This window comes from Thalassobacterium maritimum (genome assembly GCF_031127805.1).
Taxonomy (GTDB): domain Bacteria; phylum Verrucomicrobiota; class Verrucomicrobiia; order Opitutales; family Coraliomargaritaceae; genus Thalassobacterium; species Thalassobacterium maritimum.
The window spans coordinates 109,204-133,253 of record NZ_JARXHW010000001.1; the positions used below are offsets into that span (position 1 = coordinate 109,204).

The window sequence follows — 24,050 nt, forward strand, 5'->3', positions numbered from 1 at the left end:
CAGACAATCAGATAAGGTCTTAGGCCATTAGCCAATCCCCAAATCACTCAATAAGCGCTGAAAACCTGCATATTCGTGAATCGCATTTAGATCTGGATCATGCTGCATCCAGTTAAAATCTTTGTAGCCCAAAGAGATCGCCGTCCGCAGCACTTCGACCGCCTCTGCGGCACGCCCTTTCAGACTGAGGCTACAAGCCAAATTATAATGCGCAGTGGGATCTTCGGGATCTAGCCGCACCAGCTTGCGATCCATTTTCAAGCCAGAATCAATGCGGCCTGCTTGGGTGTAAATGTGTGCTAATATCGAAGCGACCTGCACATCCTTAGGCATGCGCCGATGTAAGCTTTCGAAAAAGCTCAATTCAAAATCCAGATTGCTGCGAGTGGCCATTTTCCGATTGAAAACGCCTAGCGCGAAGGCGCAAGGACGATTTATATCAGTAGCTCCGCCCGAGATCTTTTCTGAGCAGTCTTGAAACAGTCACGCGGCCAAATATCTAGCAACGAGCGAAGAGAGCGAAGTGTACAGTCTCCCCACTACAACTGTAGAAATGGCCTCCAAGTCAAGGACTAGAAGCCTTTCTTGCGCAAGACGTCTTCAAGCTGTGCTTGGAAGGACTGCACATCTTCGGGGCTAGGACGGTATTCAGGGTCATCGCCAGGAATCAGGCCGAGCTGTCCTGCAGCACTGAGTTGCCAACCAAGGCTGACGCCATCGCTGAACTTCACCGTGCCACTGACCAGCGCGCCCGGGCGCATAATCGCATCCACATCAACAAATACAGAGCCATCGCCGCCCTCATCGACAAGTTCCGCCTCGGCGTTTTCGGTTTCCGCATCGACAGCGTCTTCACCCGCTTCCGGCTCGTCTTCGACCACTGCGATATCCAAGTCGTCGACCAAGAAACGCACATCCATATAAGTCATGGAAATTTCAAATTCTTCGAGCAGCGAACGCTGCACGTCGGCCAGCGAGCGGCCTGCTTGAACCCATTGTGTAACTGAGGCTTTTTGTTCGTCGGTAAGTTGCATAATCGGTCAAGTTGAAGATGCCGTGCCGCTCGTCAACCACGAAGCAGGAAATTGCAGACGAGAAGACAGCATCTGGCCCCTTGCTGCAAAGAACGAGAGAAAGTCCTAACCAAAGACCTGTCGCTTCAATCCATTGATTACAGACAAGTCCCCCCAATCGGCACCTCGTAGTGCATTCACTTTCGGCGGGTGCTTTCGCCCCTTCTCCATTTGCCACGCCCCCACGAAGCCACGAACAAACTCCTTCGAACCAAAAATGGCTCCATCGGTAAAGTAGCGCACACGACAACGCAGAATCGCGTGCTTACTAAGACAGCCATCCTCTTGCTCCAACACCTTCAGAGCTTGCTGACGCGTCATCTCAGGCAAACCAGACTCCGCAGCCCGCTTACCAAAGATCAGCAAGCGATGTGACTTCAAAGCCCCCGAGACCGCAGCCTCACCGCTCTGCCTCTGGCCAAGATAATCCCTCCAAACTCGAACCAATCCCTCTTGCGCTTTCTGATCGCCCGCGACTGCCTCTGCATAGCCACAAAAACGATAATCCTTCGGATCTTCAACGATCCCCGCCCGCACAGAATTCAAATCAATATAGGCCGCCATCGTTTGCAGCGGGTTCCCCTTCCCTTCGACAAGAACCGACTTAAAACGCTCCGCCCATAATGTGCCGTAGCGCTGATGCGAACGATTATACCACACAGAGAAGCGTTGCTTCACCGCCTTCATAAACTCGGAAACATCCCCCATTCGCGCGCGGAGTTTCCGGCGAATGATCTCTGCATCCTCACCGCCCGCCTCAAGAGTTTTAGCCATCTGAACAGCCGACGCTTCCTGATACTTCGTAGGCTTAGGATAAAGTATCTGATAGCGACGCATCAGCTCCCGATCAGAGACCTCCTGCCCATCAAACACACGCACCAGCACATGAAAGTGGTTCGACATAATACAGTAAGTTAAAATCTCGACTCCGGAAAATTCAGCCACTTGCCACAGCATCTTACGCAAAATCTCTTTCTCCCGGTCCTGGAACAAGCGCTCACCATTCACAGTGCGAGTCATACAATGATAAACGGCACGGCTCCCACTCACCTTCGTCCTTCGAGTCCTCATATATAAATGAAAATGCCACAACCACGGCATTCCGTCAACATTATTTAGCCTGTCCCTTTTTTAGATATGTCCCTTTTTAGATATCAACGCCCCCACAAAGCTGCTCAAGTAAACGCATACTTAGCCGAACATCCACATGGGCACACCCACTTTACTCCGCTCTTGGCTCAATCAGGTAGAGCGATCTTCAGAAGATCGCTGAGATATTAATGGGGAATCACTCGTGAATTGTCGTTTAATTGTAGCGAATTGGCGAAGCTATTTCGAGTTGAGGCGCGCTACAACCGACGCTCGAAACCGCTTCGTGGACCTCTCTACACAATCAGCTGTTTTCTTAGACTTCTTCTGAACATGGCTATAATGATTTTCACAGCGCTTGCTGCGTGCGATACTTGGTTGGCGTCATGCCGGTGTCGCGTTTAAAGCTGCGACTGAAATGCGGTGCGTTACAAAAGCCTGTGAGCGCGGCGATGGTTTCGATGGGTTCTTGGGTGGTGCTGAGGAGTTTGCGGGCTTCGGCGATGCGGCTGCGGATTAAGTATTCGCGTATGCTGCTGTGCATTTGCGCGCGAAAGCGCAGCTCCAGGAGGCGACGACTCACCCCGAGGTGTTCGGCGATTTCGAGGGTGCCGATGGAACGGCGCAAATGAGTGGCGATGTAAGCCAGCGCTTGCCTGACCAGCGGGTCGGTGGCGGCCAAGGCATCGGTGCTTTGGCGCACGGTGATGCCTTGCGGGGGGATCAACTTGAGGCGCTCCGCGAGGGGTTCGCCCTTTATGATTTGATCCAACATGGCGGCTCCTTCGTAGCCGATGCGCGCAAGATCGTAGCGCACACTGGAGAGCGTGACCCACTGGCTCTCGCAGATCAGTGCGTTGTCATCGGCCCCCAAGAGTGCGACGTCGTCGGGAATGCGCAGTCCGGCTTCATGGCAGAGGTGCGCCAACCAGGCGGTATCGTAATCGCTTTTAGTGTAGATGGCACAGGGCTTGGGTAAATCCAGCAAGCGCTGTGTGATGTAAACGGGATCCTGCGCCTTGACGGTATCGAGTCGCACACAATCAATACCGGCAGCGGCCAGCGTGTCACGATACGCCTGATAGCGGGTGCGACTGACTGGGTTGATCGCCAGCCCGAACCAGGCGCAGTTCTGGTGCCCGAGTGCTATAAAATGCTCCGCACCGAGGTGCCCCAGCGCGGTATTGTCCGCAGCCACCCGGGGCAGATCAATGTCTTCACGCCAGATCGACAGGTCGACCGTCGGCACATCGGCTTTCAAAACAAATTCTTCCAGCTGACGACTGAAATTCAGCGAGGTAATGATGCCGTCGCCCTTCCAGTGCTCAGGCAGCTGAAAATCCTTGAGAATACTGACATCCAAGTGCCAGCCATGCTGCCCCGCATAACGTGCGATGCCTTCATGCGCGGCTTGATCGTAACTGCCCAAAACCATCAAAATATGCTTCCTGCGTGCCATTTGCGCAAAAGTGCAAATCTTTCTAGCAATATGCAATTTTTATCTTAAAGGCCTGCGGCGTATGTTGATCGTTTTTACACAATCCCGGTCGTCCTTTTTTAAGCAAAGGCGCGGCTGCAATCAATGTCCCCACAACTAGTTCTCTTATGGCTATCGATATCAAATCCCCTGACTCATGTGAATACGGCTGCATCTCGCTCGGCGAGGTGATGCTACGCCTCGACCCCGGCGAAGGCCGCGTCCACACTACGCGCCAATTTACAGCCTGGGAAGGCGGCGGCGAATACAATGTCGCCCGCGGCTTGCGTCGCTGCTTTGGTCTGAAGACCGCGGTGGTCACTGCGTTTGCGGACAATCCTGTCGGTCGCTTGGTAGAAGACTTCATCCTACAAGGCGGCGTCGACACTGACTTCATCAAATGGGTGGAGTACGACGGCATCGGCCGCGAGGTGCGCAACGGCCTGAACTTCACCGAGCGCGGCTTCGGCATCCGTGGTGCTGTCGGCTGTCCCGACCGCGGCAACACCGCCGCCAGCCAGCTCAAGCCCGGCGACATCGACTGGGAAGAGATCTTCGGCAAGCGCGGCGCACAGTGGTTCCACACTGGCGGCATCTACGCAGCGCTCAGCGCCACCACGCCAGACGTCGTCTTGGAAGCAGTCAAGTGTGCGAAGAAGCACGGCACCATCGTCAGTTACGATTTGAATTACCGCCCATCACTCTGGAAGGACTTCGGCGGCCTCGCTAAGTGCCAGGAAGTGAATCGCGAGATTGCGCAATATGTCGACGTGATGATCGGCAACGAAGAAGACTTCACCGCCTGCCTCGGCTTCGAGGTCGAGGGCGTGGATGAGAATATCTCCCACATCCCAGTGGAAGCCTTCAAAAAGATGATCGGCACCGCCATCAAGCAGTTCCCGAATTTCAAGGCCACTGCAACCACCTTGCGCGCAGTGAAGACCGCCACTGTTAACGACTGGGCCGCCATGGTCTGGCACGACGGCGAATTCTACGAATCCATGCAGTTCCCTGAGTTGGAGATCATGGACCGCGTGGGCGGCGGCGACAGTTTCGCCTCGGGCCTGATTTACGGTTTCCTTTCCGAAAATGATCCCCAGGAAGCGGTCGACTACGGCTGTGTGCACGGCGCCCTCGCCATGACCACTCCCGGCGACACCACCATGGCCTCGCTCAAGGAAGTGAAAAAGATCAAAGCCGGCGGCGGCGCTCGCGTGGATCGCTAGAGAACATCGAACGTTGAACTTCCAACGTCGAATGCTGAACCTTGCTTCAGCACTCAAATCTAGTTTCTAAAATCTCTCATTCATTCAAAATTCAAAGTTGGACGTTCAATGTTCGACGTTTCCCCCATGTCTGATCTACACAAATTCCCTGTCATCCCTGTCATCGTGCTCGACGATGCCAACGACGCCGAACCACTCGCCGAAGCGCTGCTGGCCGGTGGCCTCAACATTATCGAAGTCACCTTCCGCACCGCGGCTGCAGCGGAATCCATTGAGCGCATCGCGAAGGCCTTCCCTGAAATGCAGGTCGGCGCCGGCACCGTGGTGACGCCCGAGCAAGCCAAGCGCGCGATCGATGCCGGCAGTAAGTTCGGCCTCGCACCGGGCACCGATCCGGAAACGATCGCTGATTTCAAGCAACAAGGGGTGCCCTTCATACCCGGCATCATGACGCCCAGTGACATCCAAGCCGCCGTCAAAGCAGGCTGCACTTCGCTCAAGTTCTTTCCCGCAGGCGCAGCGGGCGGCCCCAAGCTGCTTAAAGCAATGGCCGCACCCTACGCCAACCTGGGCATTAAATTTTGCCCCACAGGCGGCGTGACGCTCGACAACATGAACGACTACCTCTCGCTACCCGAGGTCTTCGCCATCGGTGGCACATGGCTCGCCACCAAAGCGCAGATCCAAGCGAAAGAATGGGGCACCATTACCCAGCAGGTGAAAGACGCACTGGCCAAGGCTTCGGTGTAATACCGCTTGACCGTCTAGGCGCGGCTTCTATGTTCGCCTGCATTCACTTAATATGTATTGCTTGCGCACATCTATGAAGCATCTTCGCCTCTTCAGCTCTTTATTGCTCACCACCTGCTTGTTTCAGTCCAGTCTGCAGGCCCAACTCGCGCCCGATCCCGAATTGCTTCGACTCGGCAATGGCATTGCAGCCATCGCCGAAGGGCAGATTATCACCGTCGAAGCACTGCGCCGCGAACTAGAGCCCATCATTCCTCGCCTACGCACCGAATCCAAGAGTGCGGAAGAATTTTCCAAGCGCATCGATCAGCTGAGTAAGGAAGTGCTGCAAAACATGATCGACCGCATCATCATCGTGAAGGCGGCCGAGGAGAAGGGGCTGATGATCCCGCCATCTTATATCGAGCAGGAGTATGACGATGTGATCCAGCGCGATTTTGGGGGCGACCGTGGACGCTTTCTCGAGTATCTGCGCGCGCGTGGCGAAACTGCGCGCGACTTCCGCAAAGACATTTACAAGCGTGTGGTCGTGAACGTGATGCGTCAAGAATCGCGCCGATCTCAATCCGAAGTCAGCCCGGAGCGCATCGAAGAATTCTACGTAAAGAACAAGATACGTTTCTACCAAGAAGAAGCCCTACACTTACGCCAAATCATCCTGACACCACTCGCCGACGAAGGCTTAGTCACACTACGCCAAACTGCCAAGAAGGTGATCGACGAGCTCAATAGCGGAGCCAACTTTGGCGACGTCGCCCGCAAATACAGTCAGGATGAAATGAGCCGCAATGGTGGCGACTGGGGCTGGATCGAGCGCAAAGACATTCGGAAAGAGCTCAGCGACGCGGCCTTCGAACTATCCGCGGGCAATTATAGCCAGCCAATTGAAATTGAGGGCACCATCTTCATCCTCTACGCAGAGGACAAGCGAGAAGAAATGATTCAACCCATCGTGCAAGTGCGTGACATCATCGAAAACGTGCTGATCGGTGAGATCGCTCGCGAGACACAAGAGAAATGGCTGCAAGAAGTGCGTAACGAAGCCTACGTGCGCTACTTCTTATAGGCGATTATTCGCCTACATTCCCGCCTTAAAGCAAGTCAGCGCCCAAGGCAGCAATCTGATCTGTTTTACGAAGCCTGGCGAGTCTTCTCTGTTTGCAAGCGTAGCTGCCCACAAGCTGCGTTGATATCGTGGCCTTTCTCGCGACGGATCGTGCAGGAAACTTTCGCCTTACGCAGCGCCTCCACAAAGGCGTCCTGGCGGGGCACACTGGGGCGTTTCCACGGCAAGCCTTCCACTGTATTATAAGGAATGCAATTCACGTGAGCGTGAAGCTCGCGGGCAATTTTAGCCAATTCACGCGCCTGCTCCATGCTATCGTTGACGCCCTCGATGAGAATAAACTCAAGCGTCAACATACGGCCATGACGCTGTTGAAAGGCCTTGGCCGCAGGGATCAATTCCTCGAGCGGGTATTTTTTATTGACCGGCATAATCTGCTGCCGCACCTCATTCGTGGCCCCATGCAGCGAGATCGCGAGCCGCACGGCGATCCCCTCTTCAGCTAGCTTCAAAATCTGCGGCGCCAGCCCAGAAGTGGACACCGTGATACGGCGCGCCCCAAAATTCAGGCCCCAGTCCGCATTCAAAATACGGATGGTGCGCACCAGCGTATCGTAATTCGAGAGAGGCTCGCCCATGCCCATGAACACGATATTATCAAAGGAGGCAATCTCCTCACGAGCCCGATCCGTATGTGCGTCCTCGCGACGGCAGATATGCATCAATTGCGAAACCACCTCCGCAGCCATCAGATTGCGACGAAAGCCCGCCAAGCCGGAGGCACAAAATTTACAACCATAGGCACAGCCCACCTGGATCGACACACAGACTGTCTTGCGCGAATTTTCCTGCCCCACTCCCGTCTGCGGCGCGCGAATCAAGACCGTTTCAATCAAGGACTTGTCTTCCAGCTCCAGCAACAGCTTCTGGGTCACATCATTGGAGCGCTTATCGATCACAGGCGCCGTCGGATACAAGATGAACGTGTCATCCAACCAGGCACGAAAATCCTTGGGCAGATTCGTCATCGCATCCCAGGAATCGACGCGCTTTTTATAAAGCCACTCCATGACTTGCTTGGCACGAAAGCCTTTATAGCCCGCCGCTTCAATCTGCGTTTTCAGGCTTTCGAGAGTTTCGCCAAAGAGGCTCGGTTTTTGAGGTGTAAATCGCACGCAGGGGAACTTGCACGCTTTATTCAGAAATTCCACTGCAAATTTCGTGTTGCAAAAATCAGATAGTGCTCTAGCGTTCACATGCAAGATTATGAGTGTCATTTATTCAAGCAATCGCCGCATTAAAGACATGCTGGCGAGCGAGCGTCCGCAAGAGCGCTTGGAAAAGCTTGGAGTGGAAGCGCTCAGCGACCGCGAATTACTAGCGATGATCCTACGCAGCGGCCCTCCTGGTGTGGATGTGGTGAGCATGTCTGAAGAACTGCTCCACAAGGCTGGCAGCCTCACGCATCTACTGCGCTGGTCCGCCAAGGATTTTCAGCAGATACGAGGCATCGGCAAAGTAAAGGCACTGCAGCTGATCTCCGTGATGCAATTCGCCAAGCGCATCTTAACCGAAGACATGGGCAACGAGGTCATCTTCGACAGCTCGGCCATGGTTGCCCGCCATTTTCGTCCATTAGTCGCGGGCGAAGAAATCGAACGCTTTTGGGTGCTCTGCCTCGACCGCAAGAACCGCCTAATCAAGCGTGAAGAAGTGACCAAAGGGACGGCTACGAATTGCCTGGCGCACCCGCGTGAAGTCTTTCGCGAGGCCATTAAGCAAGGCGCCACAGCCATCATCGCCGTGCACAACCACCCCAGCGGCGATCCAGCCCCCAGCCGCGCCGACATACAAGTCACACGCCAACTGCGCGAATCCGCCAAAGTCATCGGCATCGACCTGCACGACCACGTCATCGTCGGGCACAAAGCCCACGACCCGCAGGGGCTCGGCTACTACAGTTTCAACGAAGCCGGCCTCATCTAGCCTCCGCACTCACGGCCCCACCCTCGAGTCCTCCGCCCTCAGCTCTTAGCCCTCAGCCCTCAGCCCTCAGCTCTTAGCTCTTAGCCCTCAGCCCTCAGCTCTTAGCTCTTAGCCCTCAAGTTTCAGCCCTGTGGCTTCTGCACCACCCAAAAGCGGCAGTCGTCAGAAAAGGCTTCCACCTGCGCGGACTCTTGCCCCAATTCACTGCGCATGACTGAAGCTTCGACATGGAAGCCTACTTTAGCTAGCAGCGCTTGCATCTCGGCCACGGTCGGCACATGCATAAAGTGCGCCCCATGATCGGTCGCCTCAGTGCGATCACCAAAGTCGTCAAGTTCCGGTTTTTCCGTGCCATACTCCCAGCGCAGCGTTTCCGCCTGCCAAAAGTCGCGATGTGCGGAACGCTCACGATCGTGTGTGGTAAATACAAACCAGGCACCCGGACGAATCACACGCAGAATCTCCCGCAGCGCACGCTCACGCTGCTCCAACTGGGGAATCTGCATCAGCCCATTGAAACCAAAAATCGCGCCATCGAAGACATTGTCCTCAAATTCAAGTCGCGTCGCATCGCACACGCGGCAATGAATCGTATAGTCTAAGCGCTTCGCCAAATCCTGCGCCTGCTTCACCATCGTGCGCGCATAATCGGTAGCTAAAATATGTCGATAGCCCAGCTCATACAGACCGATCGCGATACGCCCCGCGCCACAGCCCAACTCTAAGAGCGAATCTTCCGGCGAAAAGATACGGGTAAAAATCTTCTCCTCCGATGCCCAAAGCCCAAGATCGGCCGCAGCTTGCGCGTAGTAGTTCACAACTCCCTGCGAATCGAAATATGCCTTTACCTCTTTGACGTCCATGGCTGCAGTCAAATCCATGCATCCATGCTGGCAAATCGAAAGCGCAAGAGAATCTTGCCTCCACCCCAACCACCCCCACTCGAATGCAAAATAATCCGCTTGGATGCCTCCGATACGGCTTTGTAGGGTTGCCAGTGGAACGAAAGGGTTCATTTTCGTGACTCATTCGATTCATGTTGGCCATCTTCAAGACAATTATACTCCTCGTCGTCGCGCTGCTGTTGGCAGCGGCCGCCTTGTTGATCCCTGCCCACTTGCGCTCAATCGACCTTGCGGTGCTGCAAGCTCATGCCAAGCAAGCTGATGCCGGCCATGCAGTGGACGTAGTGCTGAATGAAAGCATCCGATCCGCTCACATCGGCTCGACATTGCGCATCCTCAATGGCACCCGAACCCGCCCCGATCGAAGGCAGCCCTATCAAGCTCAAATACGAGAACTACTGGAGCAACGCCCCAGCCTACTGGCGAGCGGAGGCCCCGACCGCACGCTGGAAGACTTTTTAGAGCTCGTGCAAGCCAAGCCCAGCGCCACAGCTGGCATCGAACCACGCCCCCTGCTACCGCAACTGCTGCCTCGCAGTGAGCGCGCCTCACTTAGCAGCATGCTCGCAGAGTCCACCAATGCCAACGTAGCCGCCCTACTAGGCGCACGCGACATTGTAGGCCTACTGCGCTTACACCCCGCCAGCCATGCCGCTGGTGCGCCCTACGACGCAGGCATTCTCAGCCTCGCCCTGCTAATCGAAGGGGGTCACTTCAGCCCAGCGCTCGCGCAAAAAATTGGGCAAACCGCCGCCCAAGCCAACCTCGGCACCCCCGCAGCGGTACGAGCATTGGAAGACTTTGCCATCGCCACCCTCTCACTAGGCCGCCAACTCGACCACCGCTCCCTAGCGGACCTCGCCCACATCACTCAGAGCCTAAGTGACTGGGGCGAAATGGGCACCCTCTTCCGCGCCCAGCCCGACCGTATCGACGCACTTTACACCGCATTGCGCTTTGAAGGCAGTTCATCGCCAATCTTCAGCTACTTAGCTAGCTATCCCGACACAGGGAAACAAGATCTCGACGCAGCCTTGAGCTACGGCCCGCAGGCCACGCAGGAGATTTTACGCGAAGCGCTTCCGATCTACCATGCCAAAGCTGGCCTAGCCGCTACCGTGATCCCATTTCTGAGTCAATATCGTCCACACAGTCTCGTCGAGCTCAGCCAAAATAACCGCGAGGGAGCCCTTGCCCTGAAAGCCGGCCTATTCGTGCTCTCGGGCTTGGCTTTCGCACTCGCGATGGGGGCCGCTTGGCGCGCCAGTATACAAGAGACCAAGTCCCAAAAGACCCTAGCCCGCAGCACACCTTCCATAGTTGCTCGCAATGTTTTCATCAGTCTAGTCGTAGCGCTCACGCTATGGACTTTGTTCGAACCTGAAGTACTTAAATCTAGCAATACCGAAACTGACTCCGACTCCGCGCCTCGCATCGAGTTTGTGGTCGCCGACACCTTAGAATCTCTCAAATCACCCGTTAAAGCCATGCAAGAACTCAATCAAGTCACCCTCCTCGTGCTCGCGCTCTTCTTCATCACGCAGCTCGTCATCTACTGCTTCTGCCTGATTAAGCTCAAAGAGATCGCCAAGCAAAAACTCAGCGCCTCCCTCAAGCTCAAGCTGCTTGAAAACGAAGAAAACCTCTTCGACTTCGGCCTCTACTTCGGGCTAGGAGGCACCGTCCTGTCACTGATACTGGTCGCAGTTGGCATCGTCGAAGCCAGCCTGATGGCCGCCTATGCGTCCACCCTGTTTGGCATCCTATTTGTCGCGATGCTGAAGGTCATCAACCTGCGCCCATACCGCCGCCACCTCATCATACAAGCTAGCTCAGAGACCCACGATAGCGAAGTCTCTCTGATGAAAAATATCGAATTGTAAGCAGCCGTCCTCGCGATCCAGCGCCGCGCGCCTCCTTCGATCTTCTCCCTTCCAAACACCGCCCTATGAACAAAACACTCATGCTCGTCATTTGCGACTTCCTCCTATTGAGCATGCTCGCACTGGCACGTTTCGACCCGCCTGAAGAGAAACCCGAGACCGGGCTCGAAGTCACAGAGGCCTCCGCCAGCGCCGAGGCCGAGTTGATTTCGCTACTGGAAGAATCATTGGAATCGGAGCTCAGCTCACGCCAAAACCTCACCGAAGACCTGACCGAGACCCGTGAATCCCTGCAAGCCAAGGCTCGGGAACTGGCAGAGCGCGAAGCCGCGCTGGCCGCCACACAGTCCAATCTCGAAGCCACCACTCAAAAAGCACAGCAACTGGAACAAACGAAGGCCGAAATCGAAGCCGCCCAACAGGCTCTCGCCTCGGAAAAGGCCCGCATCGAAGCGGAGCGTGCCCAGCTCGCAGAACGCTTTGACAACACACGCACGGAACTTGAGGCCGCCAAATCAGAACAAGTCTCGCTAGTCTCCACCCTAGGGCAACTCAAAGAAGAGAGCTCCGTCGCCAAAGAAAAACTCAGCCAAACCGAAGAAGAACTCATCGCGCGCGAAATTTTACTCGCCGAACGCGAAGCCGCACTCAAGGCAGCCGAAGAAGAAAAAGCAAAACTGGCCGCCGAACGTGAGGCACTGAACCGCGAACTTCAGGTCGCCCAAGCAGAACGTCGCCTGCTGGAACAAAATCTCACCTCGGAACAAGCCGAAAAGCTGCAGCTACAACGCGAGAAAGAGCAAGCATTCGCCCGCGCAGACCGTCTCACTGAAAACGTTTCCGAACTCGGTGCCGGCGTCAGCCAACTCGGACAAGGGGTCAGCAGTTTAGCTCAAGCCTCCGAAGATATCAAAAAAGAGATCGAGGCCGCACGCCCTCAAACCATGAGTGAAATCTTCACTCGCTTTCAAAACAATCGAGCCAGCCTACGGTTCACCGCCACCGAAGCGGGCCTATTTGGCGCACAGACCACACGTAACTACGAGAGTAAGAGTATACTGATCACAGATGCCAGCGGCGCCACTTACCTCGTCACCCACACGGCCAACTCCCCCTTTGCTTTTAATAAGAACGCCAATAATCTACTCGCGGCGAGCCTAGAGGTCTCTCTCGGGAATCGACGCTTCCCAGTGAGCCAGATCGGCTTTCTTAGCACCGATCCACGCATACTCTTCGTGCCCTTGCCGCAATCCGTTGTTGAGCGCTCCGGACTAGAGACCTTCCCACTCGCCCAGCAGCCTGAACGCTGGGAAGAAGCGGTGCTGGTCAAAAATGACGAGAGTAACTTCGGCCGCACCGGCTTCCGCCGCCTGACCGAGAGCGAACGTTTCCTAAAAATGGATCGTCCTGCACTCGGACAGTTGTTCGCCGATTTCGCCTCCTCCCGTGGGGACTTGGCCTTTACCAAAAACAGCCAATTCATCGGCATTTTGACCGACTCCGAGCACGCCGTGGTGATCAACGATTTCCTCGCCAGCGCGATCACTCAGCTGAATGCGAACTTCAACACCGAAGAGAACGCCGCCACCATCGACCGCCTGCGTGATCGCGTGCAGCAGCTCCCGGCAAAAATACGCTAAACGCAGCTAAGAATGTGCAAATTACGCTTGTTTCAAGGGCACAAAAAGCTAGTCTAATCATGTTCTGCCGTACCCAGCCCAACACCTTCCAAGCTTACCCCGCAAGCTGATAGTACTCAGCCCTGATCGATCTGAGGAGGCACGCCTACGCACTCACTTGGAGCAAGATACAGAAGGGAAATACCAGCTCTCGCAAGTGCCCAGCTTGGATGCACTGCGCACAATCGATCTCGAACAGGACTACCATGCGATCCTGGTCGATATGCGCCAAGATCGGGACGACTCTCTGCAGAGCATCCACTACATCTCGCAACAACAGAACAAAGTCGCGCTCATTGCGCTCTGCCGCGATCACGCGCAGTTACAGCGCTACAAGGAAGTCATCCACCATCTGGACGACTACATACTGGCGGATCACTTAGTCGACGGCGAGCTTCCCACCCGCATCACCCACGCCATCCGGCGACGTCTCAAAGAACAAGAGCTGCTGCACGAGCAAACCCGCTTACAGTCCTTACTCGACAATATACCCGACGCGATCTTCTTCAAAGATCGCGAAAGCCGCTTCACGAAAGTGAATAAAAGGATGCAGACCGTCTACGGCAAAGCGCATCCCAGCCTGCTCGGAAAGACCGACTTCGACCTATTTTCCGAAGAACACGCTCAGGCCGCTTACAATGACGAGCAACAAATAATACGCGATGGCCAGCCCATCGTAGGTAAACTCGAAAAAGAAACCTTCGAAGACGGACATTTCAACTGGGTGAATACCACCAAAGTGCCGCTCAAAGATGAGCAAGGCCGCATCATCGGCACTATGGGCATCTCGCGCGATATCACAGAACTCAAAAAAGCACAAGACACACTGGCCCACGAACGCTCGCTGCTAAAGACCATCATCGAACACGCCCTGGCAGGCATCTTTGTCAAGGATCTGGCCGGGCACTACTTAGTCGTCAACCAGCGCCATGTGAAATATCTAGGTGCGCAGGCAGAACCCGAGGTGATCGGCAAAACCCTTTACGACTTCTTCGAGCAGTCAGAAGCCACACGCATATCCGCCACCGACCAGAAGATAATGCAAAGCGGCCAAAGTATCGAAAATCTAATCGACTACCGGCAGCGGCCTGATGGCTCCGAGCTCTGGCTATTAACCAGTAAAGTCCCCCTACGTGATGAGCTTGGGCGCTGCATCGGCCTGGTCGGCATCTCGCTAGACATGACCGAACAAAAGCTAGCCGAGCGCAACTTAAAGAAGGCCATCAAAACGCTGGAAGAGACCAAGCTACAGTTGATCGAAGCCGAAAAATTAAAAACAGTCGGCCGACTCGCCGCAGGCGTGGCACACGAGGTCAAAAATCCACTCAATGTGGTCGCTTTGGGCGCCGAATATTTAGAAGGGCAAATAGAAGGGCCAGAGGAGATGCTCGAAGTCATCCAAGACATGCGCCATGCGATTCAGAAGGCCAATCATGTGATCTTTGAATTACTCGATTATTCCTCGCCACACAAGGTGGCGATGGAGCTGGGCAATATAAACGAAATCATTTCGCAAGTACTGGCATTGATGCGGCACAATTTCAACGAAAGCTGTATCACTGTGCACGAAGATCTCAGCGGAAAGATCGAGCCAGTCAAACTCGATGCCTCCAAGATGGAACAGGTCTTCATCAATCTCTTTCTCAATGCGATCTCAGTCATGAAAAAGGGTGGCTCACTGACGGTGCGCACCCGCGCGGAGCAAATAAAAAGTGCGGGCGATAATGTATCCAGTAAACTGACAGAATGCTTCCGCATCGGCGACACCGTCATCCTAGTCGAGGTGCTGGACACTGGCTCCGGGCTCAATAAAGAAGCGATTCAAAAAGCATTCGATCCATTTTACTCGACCAAAACCACCGGCGAAGGCACCGGGCTCGGCCTTTCCGTAACACGTAGCATCATAGAAATGCACCATGGTGTAATGACTCTCCAAAACCGAACCGATACCCAAGGCGCCTGCGTACGCATATGGCTGCCTGCCTCAAGCTAAGATAAAATCATGATAAAATTCAAGAAATCCACCCCCAATAAAGATGCCCGCCGAGTGCTGGTCATCGACGACGAACCTGCCTTCACCCGTATGGTCAAACTAAACCTAGAGGGCACAGGCGATTATATCGTAGAGTCTCTAAATGAGAGTCGCAAAGCCTTCGAGGTGGCCAAGGCATTTAAGCCTAACATCGTTTTACTTGATGTGGTGATGCCTGAAGCCGACGGGGGCGACGTAGCCCAAAGCCTACGCAGTCGCAGTCTCACTCAAAACATTCCGATTATTTTCGTATCTGCCATGGTCTCGCAAGAAGAGTCCAAAAAAGGATTCTACCAAAGCGGCGGCGAACATTTCCTAGCCAAGCCAGTGGACAAGGACACACTTTGCGGCGCGATCGAAACTGTGTTATTAACCCTAAAATAGGCGCACATCCCCCATCAAACGCCCGGCCCGGCACCCGATTTTAATGATGCTTGCGCAAGGTGGAGATCACGATATAAATCCCTAACAGGCCCGAGACTACAAAGCCCACGATCCCAATCGCGGGATAGCCCCAAAGGAAGGGGCGCACACCGGTAGTGATCACTAACGAGGAGCCCATCAGCAAAGAGCCGATGATAATACCCACCGTGAGTCGATTCATAGAGGCATTAATCGTCTCTTCGATATTCTCGGTGCCGGTGTGATGAAAATTAATCTGCAGTTTTTCGTCTTCTACTTTCTGTAGAATACGCTGCATATTTTCCGGAATACGTTGCATGCTACGCAGCATATTGAGCATCGGAAACAGCGTCTGACGCTGAATACTCGAAAAACTCCAGCGCTCTTTATTTAGCTTCACCAAATAAGGGCGCGCGACTTTTTGAATATCGAAATGCGGATCCAAGATGCGAGCGGTCTCTTCCACACAGAGAATCGACTTCGAAAGCAGCGCATAATCGGGCGACACTTCGATGCCATTGCTACCGAACAAATAGAGCATCTCTAAGCCCACGGTGCCCATTTTAGTGCCCGTCGGCCCAAACTCGCGGTGCTTGTTGAGCAAAAAAGTAATCTCTTTTTCCAAACGACGGCGATCGATCCGGCGATCATCAACCGACATGTGCTGCGCCACCCGAATCACCTTGTCCGCATCGCGCTCGGTAATCGCAGCAAACATATCCGCCAAATGAAAACGCATCTGCATGGTAATCTGCCCTGCCTGCCCCCAATCAATAAAGCAAATCTTCTGATCGTCTGTAATCAGCATATTGCCAGGGTGCGGATCCGCGTGAAAAAAGCCAGTGCCCACGATCTGGTGAAAGATCGACTCCCCGCCCATGCGGGCTACCCGTTCCGCGACTTCGGGCTCCAGTGTGATTTGGTCGGGCGCAAAGCCTTCCACCCATTCTGTCACCAGCAGTCGGCGCGAAGTCAGCTCGCGATATACCTTCGGCGCAAAGACATTTGCCTGCTCGGTATTTAAAGCGATGAAGATTTCAGCATTGTCGGCCTCATTGCGATAATCGAGCTCCTCTTCGAGACGCTTCTCAGCCTCACGAACCAAGGAAGGAAAATTATAGGGCCTCAGCTCTTCAATGCGCGCATGCACCTGTTTGGCAAACCAGCCGATGATCTCCATATCAGCGGAAATCGTTTTATGAATCTCGGAGCGCTGTATTTTAACAGCCACTTCAGCTCCAGTGGAGATCAATTTCGCTCGATAAACCTGCCCCAATGAACCCGCGGCCACTGGGTGAGGGTCAAACTCGGCAAAGACCTCCTCCAATTCGCGCCCGAGTGCCTTGAGTGCGACCGGCTTAATAGTCTCAAAGGGCTGCGTATCCACATCGTTACGCAACTTTTTAAGCTCCATCACCAGCGGCTCGGGCAAACGGTCTGGGCGGGTGCTAAGAATCTGCCCAAATTTGACGAAAATCGGGCCCAATTCCTCACAGGCATTCCGCACACGCTCATAAGCTGTCAGGTGCGTCACCTTCTTACGCACCAGGTTCTTTAATAAGAACTGCGGCGTATCCAGCTGAAGCAATAAATCCTCAAACCCCCAACGCACCAAGATCGCCACAATTTCGGGCGCACGCACTGCATTGGATAAGTAATTGAAGGGTTTCATATATTAAGTTAAGAATCCTGCTGGGGCTGCGCTGGTAAAGTCCCCTGACACGACACGGGCGTCACAAGTGAAGCCCCTACAAAAAAACAAGACTGCGAGAGGTAAGCTCAGGCAACCTCAGTCCTCATTCGGAAACTCTTTGTGCAGCTTTCCTTCGAGTGCTGTCACACGGGCAGCCAGCGCATCGTATTGATCCTTGGTCACAACATTTGCGCGATTGAGCATCTCGCAAAAAAGCTTACTGGCTTCAACTTTTGCTTTCTCGGTTTCAGTGCGGCCTTCTTCAACGATTTTGTCCGACATCGCAGCCGCCTCGTCTTTAGTCAACTTGCCCTTTTCCACCAATTCATCCATTGACTCCAGAACTTTATCTTTCGTCACGACAGCCACGCCAATGCCAGCCAACATAGTTTTCTTTACGAGATCGATCATAGTGGTCGAAAGATACTCCAGTCCTATCAGAAATACAAGAGCACAAAGCGAGTTACTACGACTTCGCGAAGAGCTTCTCGACGTATTTTGCGATCAGGTCGTTTTCCAAATTCACGAGATCGCCGACCTTTTTGGTATGCAGATTGGTCACCTCCATCGTGTGCGGGATTAACCAAATCGCAAAACCGCTGTCGTCGACTTCGGCTACAGTCAGTGAAATGCCATCCACTGTTATGCTGCCTTTGTGCACAATATAGCGTAATTTGTCGGGCTCACACTGAATGCGGAAAAAGAAGTCCTTGCCCCGCGGCTCGATCGCTTCGATCACGCCAGTGCCATCAACGTGCCCCGACACAAAGTGCCCGCCCATACGCGTGCTCGGCAGCAGTGCACGTTCGAGGTTGACCTTCCCCCCGGGACCGACACCACCGATCGAAGTCAAGCGCTTGCTCTCTTCCAATAGATCAAACTCGATCCGATTCTCGGAAAATGCGACTGCCGTCAAGCAGCAGCCATTCACCGCCACGCTATCGCCCAATTGTAGATCTTTGGTGACTGCATGCGCCTCCAAGATCAGGCGCCAAGCATTTTCGGTCTCCTCAAAAGAGATGACCTTGCCAGTTTCTTCAACGATTCCTGTAAACATAAGTCGAAAACGGTGCGCTCCCTCGCGAATTTAGCGGATTAACGGATTAGCGATTTAAAATCTTCGAAATGTCCGGTAAAGCCACCGGGCACGCCCTTGTTAATCACAGCGACCGCATCGTGTGAGTGCAGAGATTCAAGGTGCGCACAGGCCACTTGAAAGTCGGCAATCTTAGGCTCGGCGTCGAGCTGCTCGTGCAACAGACGTGCAGCATCCTCGATAAATTTGGTATAGGCGCCATTCATTTCGGCAAAGGCCTGCTCATCCTCACGCTTAACCATCACCTGAGTCTCCGTTTGCAGGGCTTCTAAGCACAGCTCTTGCAAGCGCTCAATACTGAGGTGTTCCCCATCAGCCACTTCTACACTCACGCGTGCGGTGCTACGCTGCGAGTGCGGGATACTGTAAACATCGCGGCTAGAGCGGGCGTGCTCTGACAACTCCGAAGAGCAGGGACAGGCCGAGGAATAGACGAAATCGAAATGGATGTATTTGCGAAAACGGTTCAGCTCATCGACGCGCCCTTCGAAGGCGGCGCGGTAATACTGCCAGCCCTCAAGCCCACTACGCAGGCTTGGCTTCATGATGGGATATTCAAACGAAAGCTTCAGTTGCGCACGGTGCGCGTGAATCTCCTCCTTATACTGGAGCAGGATTTCATTCAAGAGATCGGGCGTAAAGATGCGGTCTTGAAAGGTGTAAAACACACGCATGATGCGTGACATGTTGATGCCCTTTTGGTTGGCTTCCAGCGAAACTGTGCCCGTGACTGAAGTCTCCAGGGTGAGCGTATCCGAACTTGATGTGATATAGCGTAGCGGCAGGCGAAAGTTAGAAATCCCGACTTTGAGGATGGGCACATTCGCCCCGAAGATATGCTGCGAATCTGCATTTTGCATATCGGGCAGTGCTGCGCGATACTCGTCGGTCAGGACGAAGTCGCGGTCGTAGACCTTGCTCAATTTCGGCGCGGACGCATTCAATTGATTCGGCGATGTAGAACTAGTTTCGGATTTCATGTGACTAAGATCGTAACAACGATGTTAACTATACTTTGTTTCAAAATGTCGCAGAAGGGCTAAAGCGCAAGCGCCAGACTCAATTCAAACGAGCGGGCAGCTAAAGTATGAATCCATGGATACGCAAGCGCGTAAAAAGGCTTTACCCATGACCGCTCTGGCATACAACTGCGCGGCAATGTCCATCGAATTCCAAATATTAGGCTCCAGCAGCGGTGGTAACTGCGCCCTACTCCACACCGGGCATACTAAGGTGCTCGTCGATGTGGGCTTCTCGGCCAAGCGCATTGGCTGCATGCTGGAAGCCGTCGGCGAATCACTCGACGCAATCGACGCGGTCTTCCTGACTCACGAACACAGCGACCATGCCCAAGGCATTCGCGGTCTGGCCAAACGCGCCGACTTACCCGTATTTGCCAACCGCGACACGGCCGATGCCGTGCAAGCGAAGGCCACCAAGCCTGTAAATTGGCAAATTTTTCAGACTGGCACTGATTTTAGCTTTCGCGACCTGAAGGTGCGTTCCTTCGCCCTGCCCCATGATGCCTACGATCCCGTCGGCTTCAAATTCAACTGGGGGCAAGAGGGCGATCTCTTTTCGCCCCCCCGCAGTCTCGCCTGGGTCACCGACCTCGGCTACGTGCCCGAGCATGTCAAAGCTCATATCCGCGATGTGCAAACTTTGGTGGTCGAAGCCAACTACGACGAGGAGCTGCTGGAGCAAGACGAGCGCCGCCCATGGTCCACCAAACAGCGCATTCGCGGGCGACATGGCCACCTTTCCAATCACGCCAGCTTCGAGCTAGTCGAAGAACTTTCTCAACAAAGCACCTTGCAGCAGGTCTATCTCGCCCACTTAAGTAAGGATTGTAACAATGCCCGGCTGGTGCACGAAAAGTTTGCACCCTTGCTAAAGAAGCTATCCATAAAGGTCGTCGACCCGCAAAGCGGCATCGCTCCTGCTTCCAAAGTAATCTAACTACACGCAATCACACATTTCCTCAAAAAATTCTCCCCACGAATTTTACTATGAAACGAACCGTACATAAAACCAAAATCATTTTCACGATTGGTCCTGCCACCCAGGACGAGGCCACACTCGAGAAATTGATCAAAGCTGGCGTTGATATCTGCCGCATTAATATGGCACACGCCGATCACGCATGGACACGAGAAATCATCCAACGCGTGCGCAAAGTCTGTGACAAAGTGGGTCGCCACATCGCGATCATGATGGACGTGAAAGGTCCCGAAATCCGCACCTGCGACGTGCCCGAAACCTATGAGCTAGAAAAAGACGAAATCTTTGAATTCACCTATGGTGAAGGCATCGGCAGCACCACGGAGGAAGGTCTGCGCCGCGTCGATGTGAACTATCCGGGCTTTTCCAAAGACATTAATGAGGGCGACACCATTCTCGTCGACAGTGGCCTGATTCGCCTGCGCGTGCTACGCATTGAGGGCTCTCGCGTGCGCTGCCAAGTGCTGATCCCTGGCCCCATGGGCAACCGCCGCCACATCAATCTGCCAGGTGTGCGTGTCAACCTGCCAGCCTTGACCAAAAAAGATCAGGGCGATGTGGATGTCGGCATCGAGCAAGAAATCGAGTTTTTCGCACTCTCCTTCGTGCGTGAACCTAAGGATCTGGAAGAATTCCACACCTATCTGGAAGATCATGGCTCCAAGGCCAAGATCATCGCAAAAATCGAGGATCAGCAAGCCATTGCCAACCTAGATGGCATCATCAAGGCATCCGACGGCCTGATGGTCGCTCGTGGTGACCTCGGTATCGAATGCCCGTTTGAGGATCTACCGATCATTCAGACACGTGCGATCAACACCTGCGTGCAAGGCACCAAGCCTGTCATCGTGGCCACTCACATGCTGGAATCGATGATTGAATCACCGATCCCAACACGTGCGGAAGTCACCGACATCGCAAACGCGATCCGCGAGCAAGCCGACTGTGTCATGCTCTCCGGTGAGACCACTGTGGGTAAATACCCGGTCGAATGTGTGGAAACCATCCAGCGTATCGCCACTCGTATCGAGGAGGAAGAAACACAAGTGCTACGTAAAGACCTCTCACTGCGCCTGCCACGCTCTAAAATGCTGCGTTCCGCTGCCTATCTGGCATCGGATCTGGATGGCTCGCTTGTGGTCTTCACACGTCGCGGTATTTTCGCACAAAAGCTCTCCTCGTTACGCCCGAATGTGCCGATTTACGCCTTCACGGATAACCCAGTGCTATTCAAGCAATTGCTGATCATGCGTGGCGTTGAGCCGTTTTTCATGGAGTTCGACCACGACCATGAAACCACGATCCAACGCGCATTTGGACGCCTCAAGCGCCAAGGCTGGCGCAAAGAAGGCGACCCCATCGTCGTGATCACAAAGATGTATGCAGGTGAAAAGTTGATCGACAGCACTCAGATCCGCGCTATAGATTAAGGTCTATCCTTCAGGATAGACCTACACGCATTCCCCTGCTCATGGATAAGATAAAATCACTCCTCCTCCCGCTTGCACTCGTATTTGCGGGCATTGCAATCTTCGAATTTGGTGCGCGCTACGGTGCCACTAATATGCGAGCTTACGCCATCGCTAGTGAGTTGCAGTTTCCACTAAACATCTATGAACAAGCAGTATCGAGCATGGACGCTGGCTCCAAAGAGACCTTCGCAGCCATGATCGACAACGGAATCGCAGTCGGGGCCCTACATCGCAAGGTGTGGTATCTGAAAAAGGACGCACGTTCCAAGCTGGATACAGTCTTAGCACGTGCGCTTTCCACACGTGGCGAAGCTGTATGCGAACGCTTCGCCTCCATGCAGGCAAGCGAAGATCTACCCACCTACAACAAGAACAAGCTGACGGAAATCTGCGAGGCAGTCGATATTGCAAGGCTTGAACTGGTCGACCACACATCCAGCCCTGCAGATTCCATTACAGAGCAGCAGGAATCACTCTAAGCAAATATTCATGCATTACAGGCAGAGATCGCACAGGCGATCTCTGCCTTTTTTATGCGCATAGAGCGACTACTTGCCGGACCTAGCGAAGCACTCAGGTGTTGAACAAGCGGTCTCCGAAATCCCCCAGTCCGGGCAGAATGTATCGATCCTCGTTCAGCTCACGATCAATCTTGCCGGCCACAATCGGCACATCGGGATGCGCCGCCTCAAACGCAGCAATGCCTTCGGGCGCAGCAATGATGCAAACCATGTTTACACGCTTGGCACCATGGGCCTTAATTTGCTCCACGCATTGTGCAGCGGAGCCCCCCGTAGCCAACATCGGGTCGAGCACGAAAACCTGCGAGCTCGCAGTCAAATCCGGCATTTTTGCATAATAACAGCTCGCCTCAGCGGTATTTTCGTCCCGCTCCATACCTATGTAACCAACGCTGGAGCCAGGAATGATATCCATTGCAGGATCCAGCATGCCCAAGCCTGCGCGCAAAATCGGCACAAAGACAACCCCCGGGCTCAGGTGCGCACCATCCGCCATTTCCAGCGGGGTTTGCACTTTTACAGAATCGAGACTGAGCAACTTGGCCGCCTCCACCATGATGACTTCCGTCATCCCCTTGCAGCAGCGTCGAAACTCAGAGGCCGAGGTCGAACGATCACGCAAGATCGTTAAATAATGTTGTACGAGTGGATGACTGGATAGGTCTGTGGTCATAATATTCTTTAAGCGAGTTTTACCCCAGCAGCTAACAAGTCCGCAAACTGGGGACGCACACGATCCGCCGTTTCAGAAACTTCCTCATGGCTAAGTTCGGTTTTGGAAATTCCGGCGGCCGCATTAGTGATACACGAAATACCTAAGACCCGCATGCCGAATTTACGCGCAACGATCGCCTCGGGCACAGTCGACATGCCGACCGCATCGGCCCCCAGCGCAGCAAAGGCTCGAATTTCAGCCGGAGTCTCAAAGCTTGGGCCCGTTGTGGCCAAATATACGCCTTCCTTTAGATCCACGTCATGCGCCTGCGCCCAAGCACGGATTTTACTGCGGAGCGCGCCATTGTAGACTTCGCTCATGTCAGGGAAGCGCACCCCTTCATCGCCCTCCCAGCCAATCAGCGGATTGGTACCGAGGAAATTGATATGATCACTCAGCATCATGAAATCGCCCGGGACATAGTCACGATTGATGCCACCGGCCGCATTGGTTACGAAGAGCGTGTGCACACCCATGTGGTGCATCAGACGGATCGGCAAAGTGAGTTCGGACATTTGATAGCCCTCGTAAAAGTGAAAACGCCCTTGCATGCAAATCACCCGCTTGCCCTCCAAAGTGCCGTAAACAAATTGCCCCGCATGGCCCGGGACGGTGGAAACGGGAAAGCCCTCAATCTCACCATAAGGCAGGCGGCCCACGACCTCTATGCGATCATCCGCAAAGAAGCCGAGGCCAGAGCCTAAAATCAGCCCCAGTTCAGGTTGAAAGTCAGTCAGTTCATTGGGCAATTGCGGCAGTTTCATAATCGATTTGAAGTACGTAGATCAACAAGCACGACCTCGCATAGCCAAAGCCGCTGCCAAGCAAGCTGACATGAAATTTGCTCAAAGCAACTTTTGTCTGAGACAAGTCTGACGCAAACGGGGTCTAAAGAACCCCGCCACTATTCAAATCGTAGCCGAGTGCTTTAGCCTCGGTTCCATCTCGCCGCGCGATTCGGCTCCCACCCGACGCAAACGGGGT

At 54.0% G+C, this 24,050-nt stretch carries 23 protein-coding genes; 11 read left to right on the plus strand and 12 right to left on the minus strand.

The window, feature by feature from the left end; genetic code table 11:
* Positions 1 to 27: 27 nt before the first annotated feature.
* The 4 genes from QEH52_RS00440 to QEH52_RS00455 all read right to left on the minus strand — a co-directional run bounded on the left by QEH52_RS00440 (position 28) and on the right by QEH52_RS00455 (position 3,621).
* Entirely contained in the window at positions 28 to 393 is a 366-nt protein-coding gene (locus tag QEH52_RS00440) for a TPR end-of-group domain-containing protein (protein WP_308947926.1), read from the minus strand.
* Positions 394 to 572: 179 nt separating this feature from the next.
* Entirely contained in the window at positions 573 to 1,034 is a 462-nt protein-coding gene (locus tag QEH52_RS00445; RefSeq protein ID WP_308947927.1) for a hypothetical protein, read from the minus strand.
* Between the two features lie 105 nt (positions 1,035 to 1,139).
* Positions 1,140 to 2,144, minus strand: a complete 1,005-nt coding sequence (locus tag QEH52_RS00450) for a transposase (RefSeq protein WP_308947928.1) — start codon at positions 2,142 to 2,144, stop codon at positions 1,140 to 1,142.
* 367 nt (positions 2,145 to 2,511) lie between these two features.
* Complete coding sequence (locus tag QEH52_RS00455; protein WP_308947930.1) at positions 2,512 to 3,621, minus strand: AraC family transcriptional regulator; 1,110 nt, start codon at positions 3,619 to 3,621, stop codon at positions 2,512 to 2,514.
* Positions 3,622 to 3,767: 146 nt separating this feature from the next.
* Here QEH52_RS00455 and QEH52_RS00460 point away from each other — a divergent pair, with 146 nt between their 5' ends.
* From QEH52_RS00460 to QEH52_RS00470, 3 genes are all read left to right on the plus strand, one after another.
* Positions 3,768 to 4,865: a PfkB family carbohydrate kinase gene (locus tag QEH52_RS00460; RefSeq protein ID WP_308947931.1), complete on the plus strand. Its 1,098-nt coding sequence runs from the start codon at positions 3,768 to 3,770 to the stop codon at positions 4,863 to 4,865.
* A gap of 126 nt (positions 4,866 to 4,991) precedes the next feature.
* Positions 4,992 to 5,615, plus strand: coding sequence for a bifunctional 4-hydroxy-2-oxoglutarate aldolase/2-dehydro-3-deoxy-phosphogluconate aldolase (locus QEH52_RS00465; RefSeq protein ID WP_308947932.1), 624 nt, complete (start codon positions 4,992 to 4,994; stop codon positions 5,613 to 5,615).
* A 73-nt stretch (positions 5,616 to 5,688) separates the two neighbouring features.
* Positions 5,689 to 6,681 carry a peptidylprolyl isomerase gene (locus QEH52_RS00470; protein WP_308947934.1) on the plus strand — a complete coding sequence of 331 codons (993 nt, stop codon included), beginning with the start codon at positions 5,689 to 5,691 and terminating at the stop codon, positions 6,679 to 6,681.
* 65 nt (positions 6,682 to 6,746) lie between these two features.
* Here QEH52_RS00470 and rlmN read toward each other — a convergent pair whose 3' ends face one another.
* Entirely contained in the window at positions 6,747 to 7,856 is a 1,110-nt protein-coding gene (gene rlmN / locus QEH52_RS00475) for a dual-specificity RNA methyltransferase RlmN (protein ID WP_308947937.1), read from the minus strand.
* 91 nt (positions 7,857 to 7,947) lie between these two features.
* Between rlmN and radC the strand changes: the two genes are divergently transcribed.
* Entirely contained in the window at positions 7,948 to 8,667 is a 720-nt protein-coding gene (radC, locus tag QEH52_RS00480; RefSeq protein WP_308947939.1) for a RadC family protein, read from the plus strand.
* Positions 8,668 to 8,789: 122 nt separating this feature from the next.
* Here the strand turns inward: radC and QEH52_RS00485 are convergent, their stop codons facing one another.
* Positions 8,790 to 9,683, minus strand: a complete 894-nt coding sequence (locus tag QEH52_RS00485) for a class I SAM-dependent methyltransferase (protein WP_308947940.1) — start codon at positions 9,681 to 9,683, stop codon at positions 8,790 to 8,792.
* A gap of 20 nt (positions 9,684 to 9,703) precedes the next feature.
* On the opposite strand from QEH52_RS00485, the gene QEH52_RS00490 reads away from it, so the two are divergent.
* The 4 genes from QEH52_RS00490 to QEH52_RS00505 all read left to right on the plus strand — a co-directional run bounded on the left by QEH52_RS00490 (position 9,704) and on the right by QEH52_RS00505 (position 15,550).
* The gene (locus QEH52_RS00490; RefSeq protein WP_308947941.1) at positions 9,704 to 11,455 is read left to right on the plus strand and encodes a hypothetical protein; all 1,752 of its coding nucleotides are present in this window, start codon (positions 9,704 to 9,706) and stop codon (positions 11,453 to 11,455) included.
* Between the two features lie 65 nt (positions 11,456 to 11,520).
* A complete protein-coding gene (locus QEH52_RS00495; RefSeq protein WP_308947942.1) occupies positions 11,521 to 13,095 on the plus strand; it encodes a coiled-coil domain-containing protein in 1,575 nt (524 codons plus the stop codon).
* 157 nt (positions 13,096 to 13,252) lie between these two features.
* Positions 13,253 to 15,127, plus strand: a complete 1,875-nt coding sequence (locus QEH52_RS00500; protein ID WP_308947943.1) for a PAS domain-containing protein — start codon at positions 13,253 to 13,255, stop codon at positions 15,125 to 15,127.
* Between the two features lie 9 nt (positions 15,128 to 15,136).
* A complete protein-coding gene (locus QEH52_RS00505) occupies positions 15,137 to 15,550 on the plus strand; it encodes a response regulator (RefSeq protein ID WP_308947944.1) in 414 nt (137 codons plus the stop codon).
* Positions 15,551 to 15,590: 40 nt separating this feature from the next.
* Here QEH52_RS00505 and QEH52_RS00510 read toward each other — a convergent pair whose 3' ends face one another.
* The 4 genes from QEH52_RS00510 to folE2 all read right to left on the minus strand — a co-directional run bounded on the left by QEH52_RS00510 (position 15,591) and on the right by folE2 (position 19,337).
* Positions 15,591 to 17,240, minus strand: coding sequence for an ABC1 kinase family protein (locus tag QEH52_RS00510; RefSeq protein WP_308947945.1), 1,650 nt, complete (start codon positions 17,238 to 17,240; stop codon positions 15,591 to 15,593).
* Between the two features lie 117 nt (positions 17,241 to 17,357).
* Positions 17,358 to 17,672, minus strand: a complete 315-nt coding sequence (locus QEH52_RS00515; protein WP_308947946.1) for a phasin family protein — start codon at positions 17,670 to 17,672, stop codon at positions 17,358 to 17,360.
* Between the two features lie 55 nt (positions 17,673 to 17,727).
* Positions 17,728 to 18,318 (minus strand): riboflavin synthase, encoded by a 591-nt coding sequence (locus tag QEH52_RS00520; RefSeq protein ID WP_308947947.1) that lies wholly within the window; start codon positions 18,316 to 18,318, stop codon positions 17,728 to 17,730.
* Between the two features lie 38 nt (positions 18,319 to 18,356).
* A complete protein-coding gene (folE2, locus tag QEH52_RS00525) occupies positions 18,357 to 19,337 on the minus strand; it encodes a GTP cyclohydrolase FolE2 (RefSeq protein WP_308947949.1) in 981 nt (326 codons plus the stop codon).
* Positions 19,338 to 19,452: 115 nt separating this feature from the next.
* On the opposite strand from folE2, the gene QEH52_RS00530 reads away from it, so the two are divergent.
* Genes QEH52_RS00530 through QEH52_RS00540 form a run of 3 tightly spaced genes read left to right on the plus strand, consistent with a single transcriptional unit; the run spans position 19,453 to position 22,309 of the window.
* Complete coding sequence (locus QEH52_RS00530; RefSeq protein ID WP_308947951.1) at positions 19,453 to 20,316, plus strand: MBL fold metallo-hydrolase; 864 nt, start codon at positions 19,453 to 19,455, stop codon at positions 20,314 to 20,316.
* Between the two features lie 50 nt (positions 20,317 to 20,366).
* On the plus strand, positions 20,367 to 21,788 hold the full coding sequence (gene pyk, locus QEH52_RS00535; RefSeq protein WP_308947952.1) for a pyruvate kinase: 1,422 nt from the start codon (positions 20,367 to 20,369) through the stop codon (positions 21,786 to 21,788).
* 41 nt (positions 21,789 to 21,829) lie between these two features.
* Entirely contained in the window at positions 21,830 to 22,309 is a 480-nt protein-coding gene (locus QEH52_RS00540; RefSeq protein WP_308947954.1) for a hypothetical protein, read from the plus strand.
* Positions 22,310 to 22,403: 94 nt separating this feature from the next.
* Here QEH52_RS00540 and upp read toward each other — a convergent pair whose 3' ends face one another.
* Together upp and QEH52_RS00550 are read right to left on the minus strand one after the other, a co-directional pair.
* Positions 22,404 to 23,024, minus strand: coding sequence for a uracil phosphoribosyltransferase (gene upp, locus QEH52_RS00545; RefSeq protein WP_308947956.1), 621 nt, complete (start codon positions 23,022 to 23,024; stop codon positions 22,404 to 22,406).
* A gap of 8 nt (positions 23,025 to 23,032) precedes the next feature.
* Positions 23,033 to 23,830, minus strand: a complete 798-nt coding sequence (locus tag QEH52_RS00550; RefSeq protein ID WP_308947958.1) for a purine-nucleoside phosphorylase — start codon at positions 23,828 to 23,830, stop codon at positions 23,033 to 23,035.
* Between the last annotated feature and the right edge of the window lie 220 nt (positions 23,831 to 24,050).

What these genes read in the sequence shown, in the direction of transcription:
- QEH52_RS00440 (WP_308947926.1), bottom strand. Translation starts at nt 393, where the DNA reads ATGGCCACTCGCAGCAATCTGGATTTTGAATTGAGCTTTTTCGAAAGC.
- QEH52_RS00445 (WP_308947927.1), bottom strand. Translation starts at nt 1,034, where the DNA reads ATGCAACTTACCGACGAACAAAAAGCCTCAGTTACACAATGGGTTCAA.
- QEH52_RS00450 (WP_308947928.1), bottom strand. Translation starts at nt 2,144, where the DNA reads ATGAGGACTCGAAGGACGAAGGTGAGTGGGAGCCGTGCCGTTTATCAT.
- QEH52_RS00455 (WP_308947930.1), bottom strand. Translation starts at nt 3,621, where the DNA reads ATGGCACGCAGGAAGCATATTTTGATGGTTTTGGGCAGTTACGATCAA.
- QEH52_RS00460 (WP_308947931.1), top strand. Translation starts at nt 3,768, where the DNA reads ATGGCTATCGATATCAAATCCCCTGACTCATGTGAATACGGCTGCATC.
- QEH52_RS00465 (WP_308947932.1), top strand. Translation starts at nt 4,992, where the DNA reads ATGTCTGATCTACACAAATTCCCTGTCATCCCTGTCATCGTGCTCGAC.
- QEH52_RS00470 (WP_308947934.1), top strand. Translation starts at nt 5,689, where the DNA reads ATGAAGCATCTTCGCCTCTTCAGCTCTTTATTGCTCACCACCTGCTTG.
- radC (WP_308947939.1), top strand. Translation starts at nt 7,948, where the DNA reads ATGAGTGTCATTTATTCAAGCAATCGCCGCATTAAAGACATGCTGGCG.
- QEH52_RS00485 (WP_308947940.1), bottom strand. Translation starts at nt 9,683, where the DNA reads ATGAACCCTTTCGTTCCACTGGCAACCCTACAAAGCCGTATCGGAGGC.
- QEH52_RS00490 (WP_308947941.1), top strand. Translation starts at nt 9,704, where the DNA reads ATGTTGGCCATCTTCAAGACAATTATACTCCTCGTCGTCGCGCTGCTG.
- QEH52_RS00495 (WP_308947942.1), top strand. Translation starts at nt 11,521, where the DNA reads ATGAACAAAACACTCATGCTCGTCATTTGCGACTTCCTCCTATTGAGC.
- QEH52_RS00505 (WP_308947944.1), top strand. Translation starts at nt 15,137, where the DNA reads ATGATAAAATTCAAGAAATCCACCCCCAATAAAGATGCCCGCCGAGTG.
- QEH52_RS00510 (WP_308947945.1), bottom strand. Translation starts at nt 17,240, where the DNA reads ATGAAACCCTTCAATTACTTATCCAATGCAGTGCGTGCGCCCGAAATT.
- QEH52_RS00515 (WP_308947946.1), bottom strand. Translation starts at nt 17,672, where the DNA reads ATGATCGATCTCGTAAAGAAAACTATGTTGGCTGGCATTGGCGTGGCT.
- QEH52_RS00520 (WP_308947947.1), bottom strand. Translation starts at nt 18,318, where the DNA reads ATGTTTACAGGAATCGTTGAAGAAACTGGCAAGGTCATCTCTTTTGAG.
- folE2 (WP_308947949.1), bottom strand. Translation starts at nt 19,337, where the DNA reads ATGAAATCCGAAACTAGTTCTACATCGCCGAATCAATTGAATGCGTCC.
- QEH52_RS00530 (WP_308947951.1), top strand. Translation starts at nt 19,453, where the DNA reads ATGGATACGCAAGCGCGTAAAAAGGCTTTACCCATGACCGCTCTGGCA.
- pyk (WP_308947952.1), top strand. Translation starts at nt 20,367, where the DNA reads ATGAAACGAACCGTACATAAAACCAAAATCATTTTCACGATTGGTCCT.
- QEH52_RS00540 (WP_308947954.1), top strand. Translation starts at nt 21,830, where the DNA reads ATGGATAAGATAAAATCACTCCTCCTCCCGCTTGCACTCGTATTTGCG.
- upp (WP_308947956.1), bottom strand. Translation starts at nt 23,024, where the DNA reads ATGACCACAGACCTATCCAGTCATCCACTCGTACAACATTATTTAACG.
- QEH52_RS00550 (WP_308947958.1), bottom strand. Translation starts at nt 23,830, where the DNA reads ATGAAACTGCCGCAATTGCCCAATGAACTGACTGACTTTCAACCTGAA.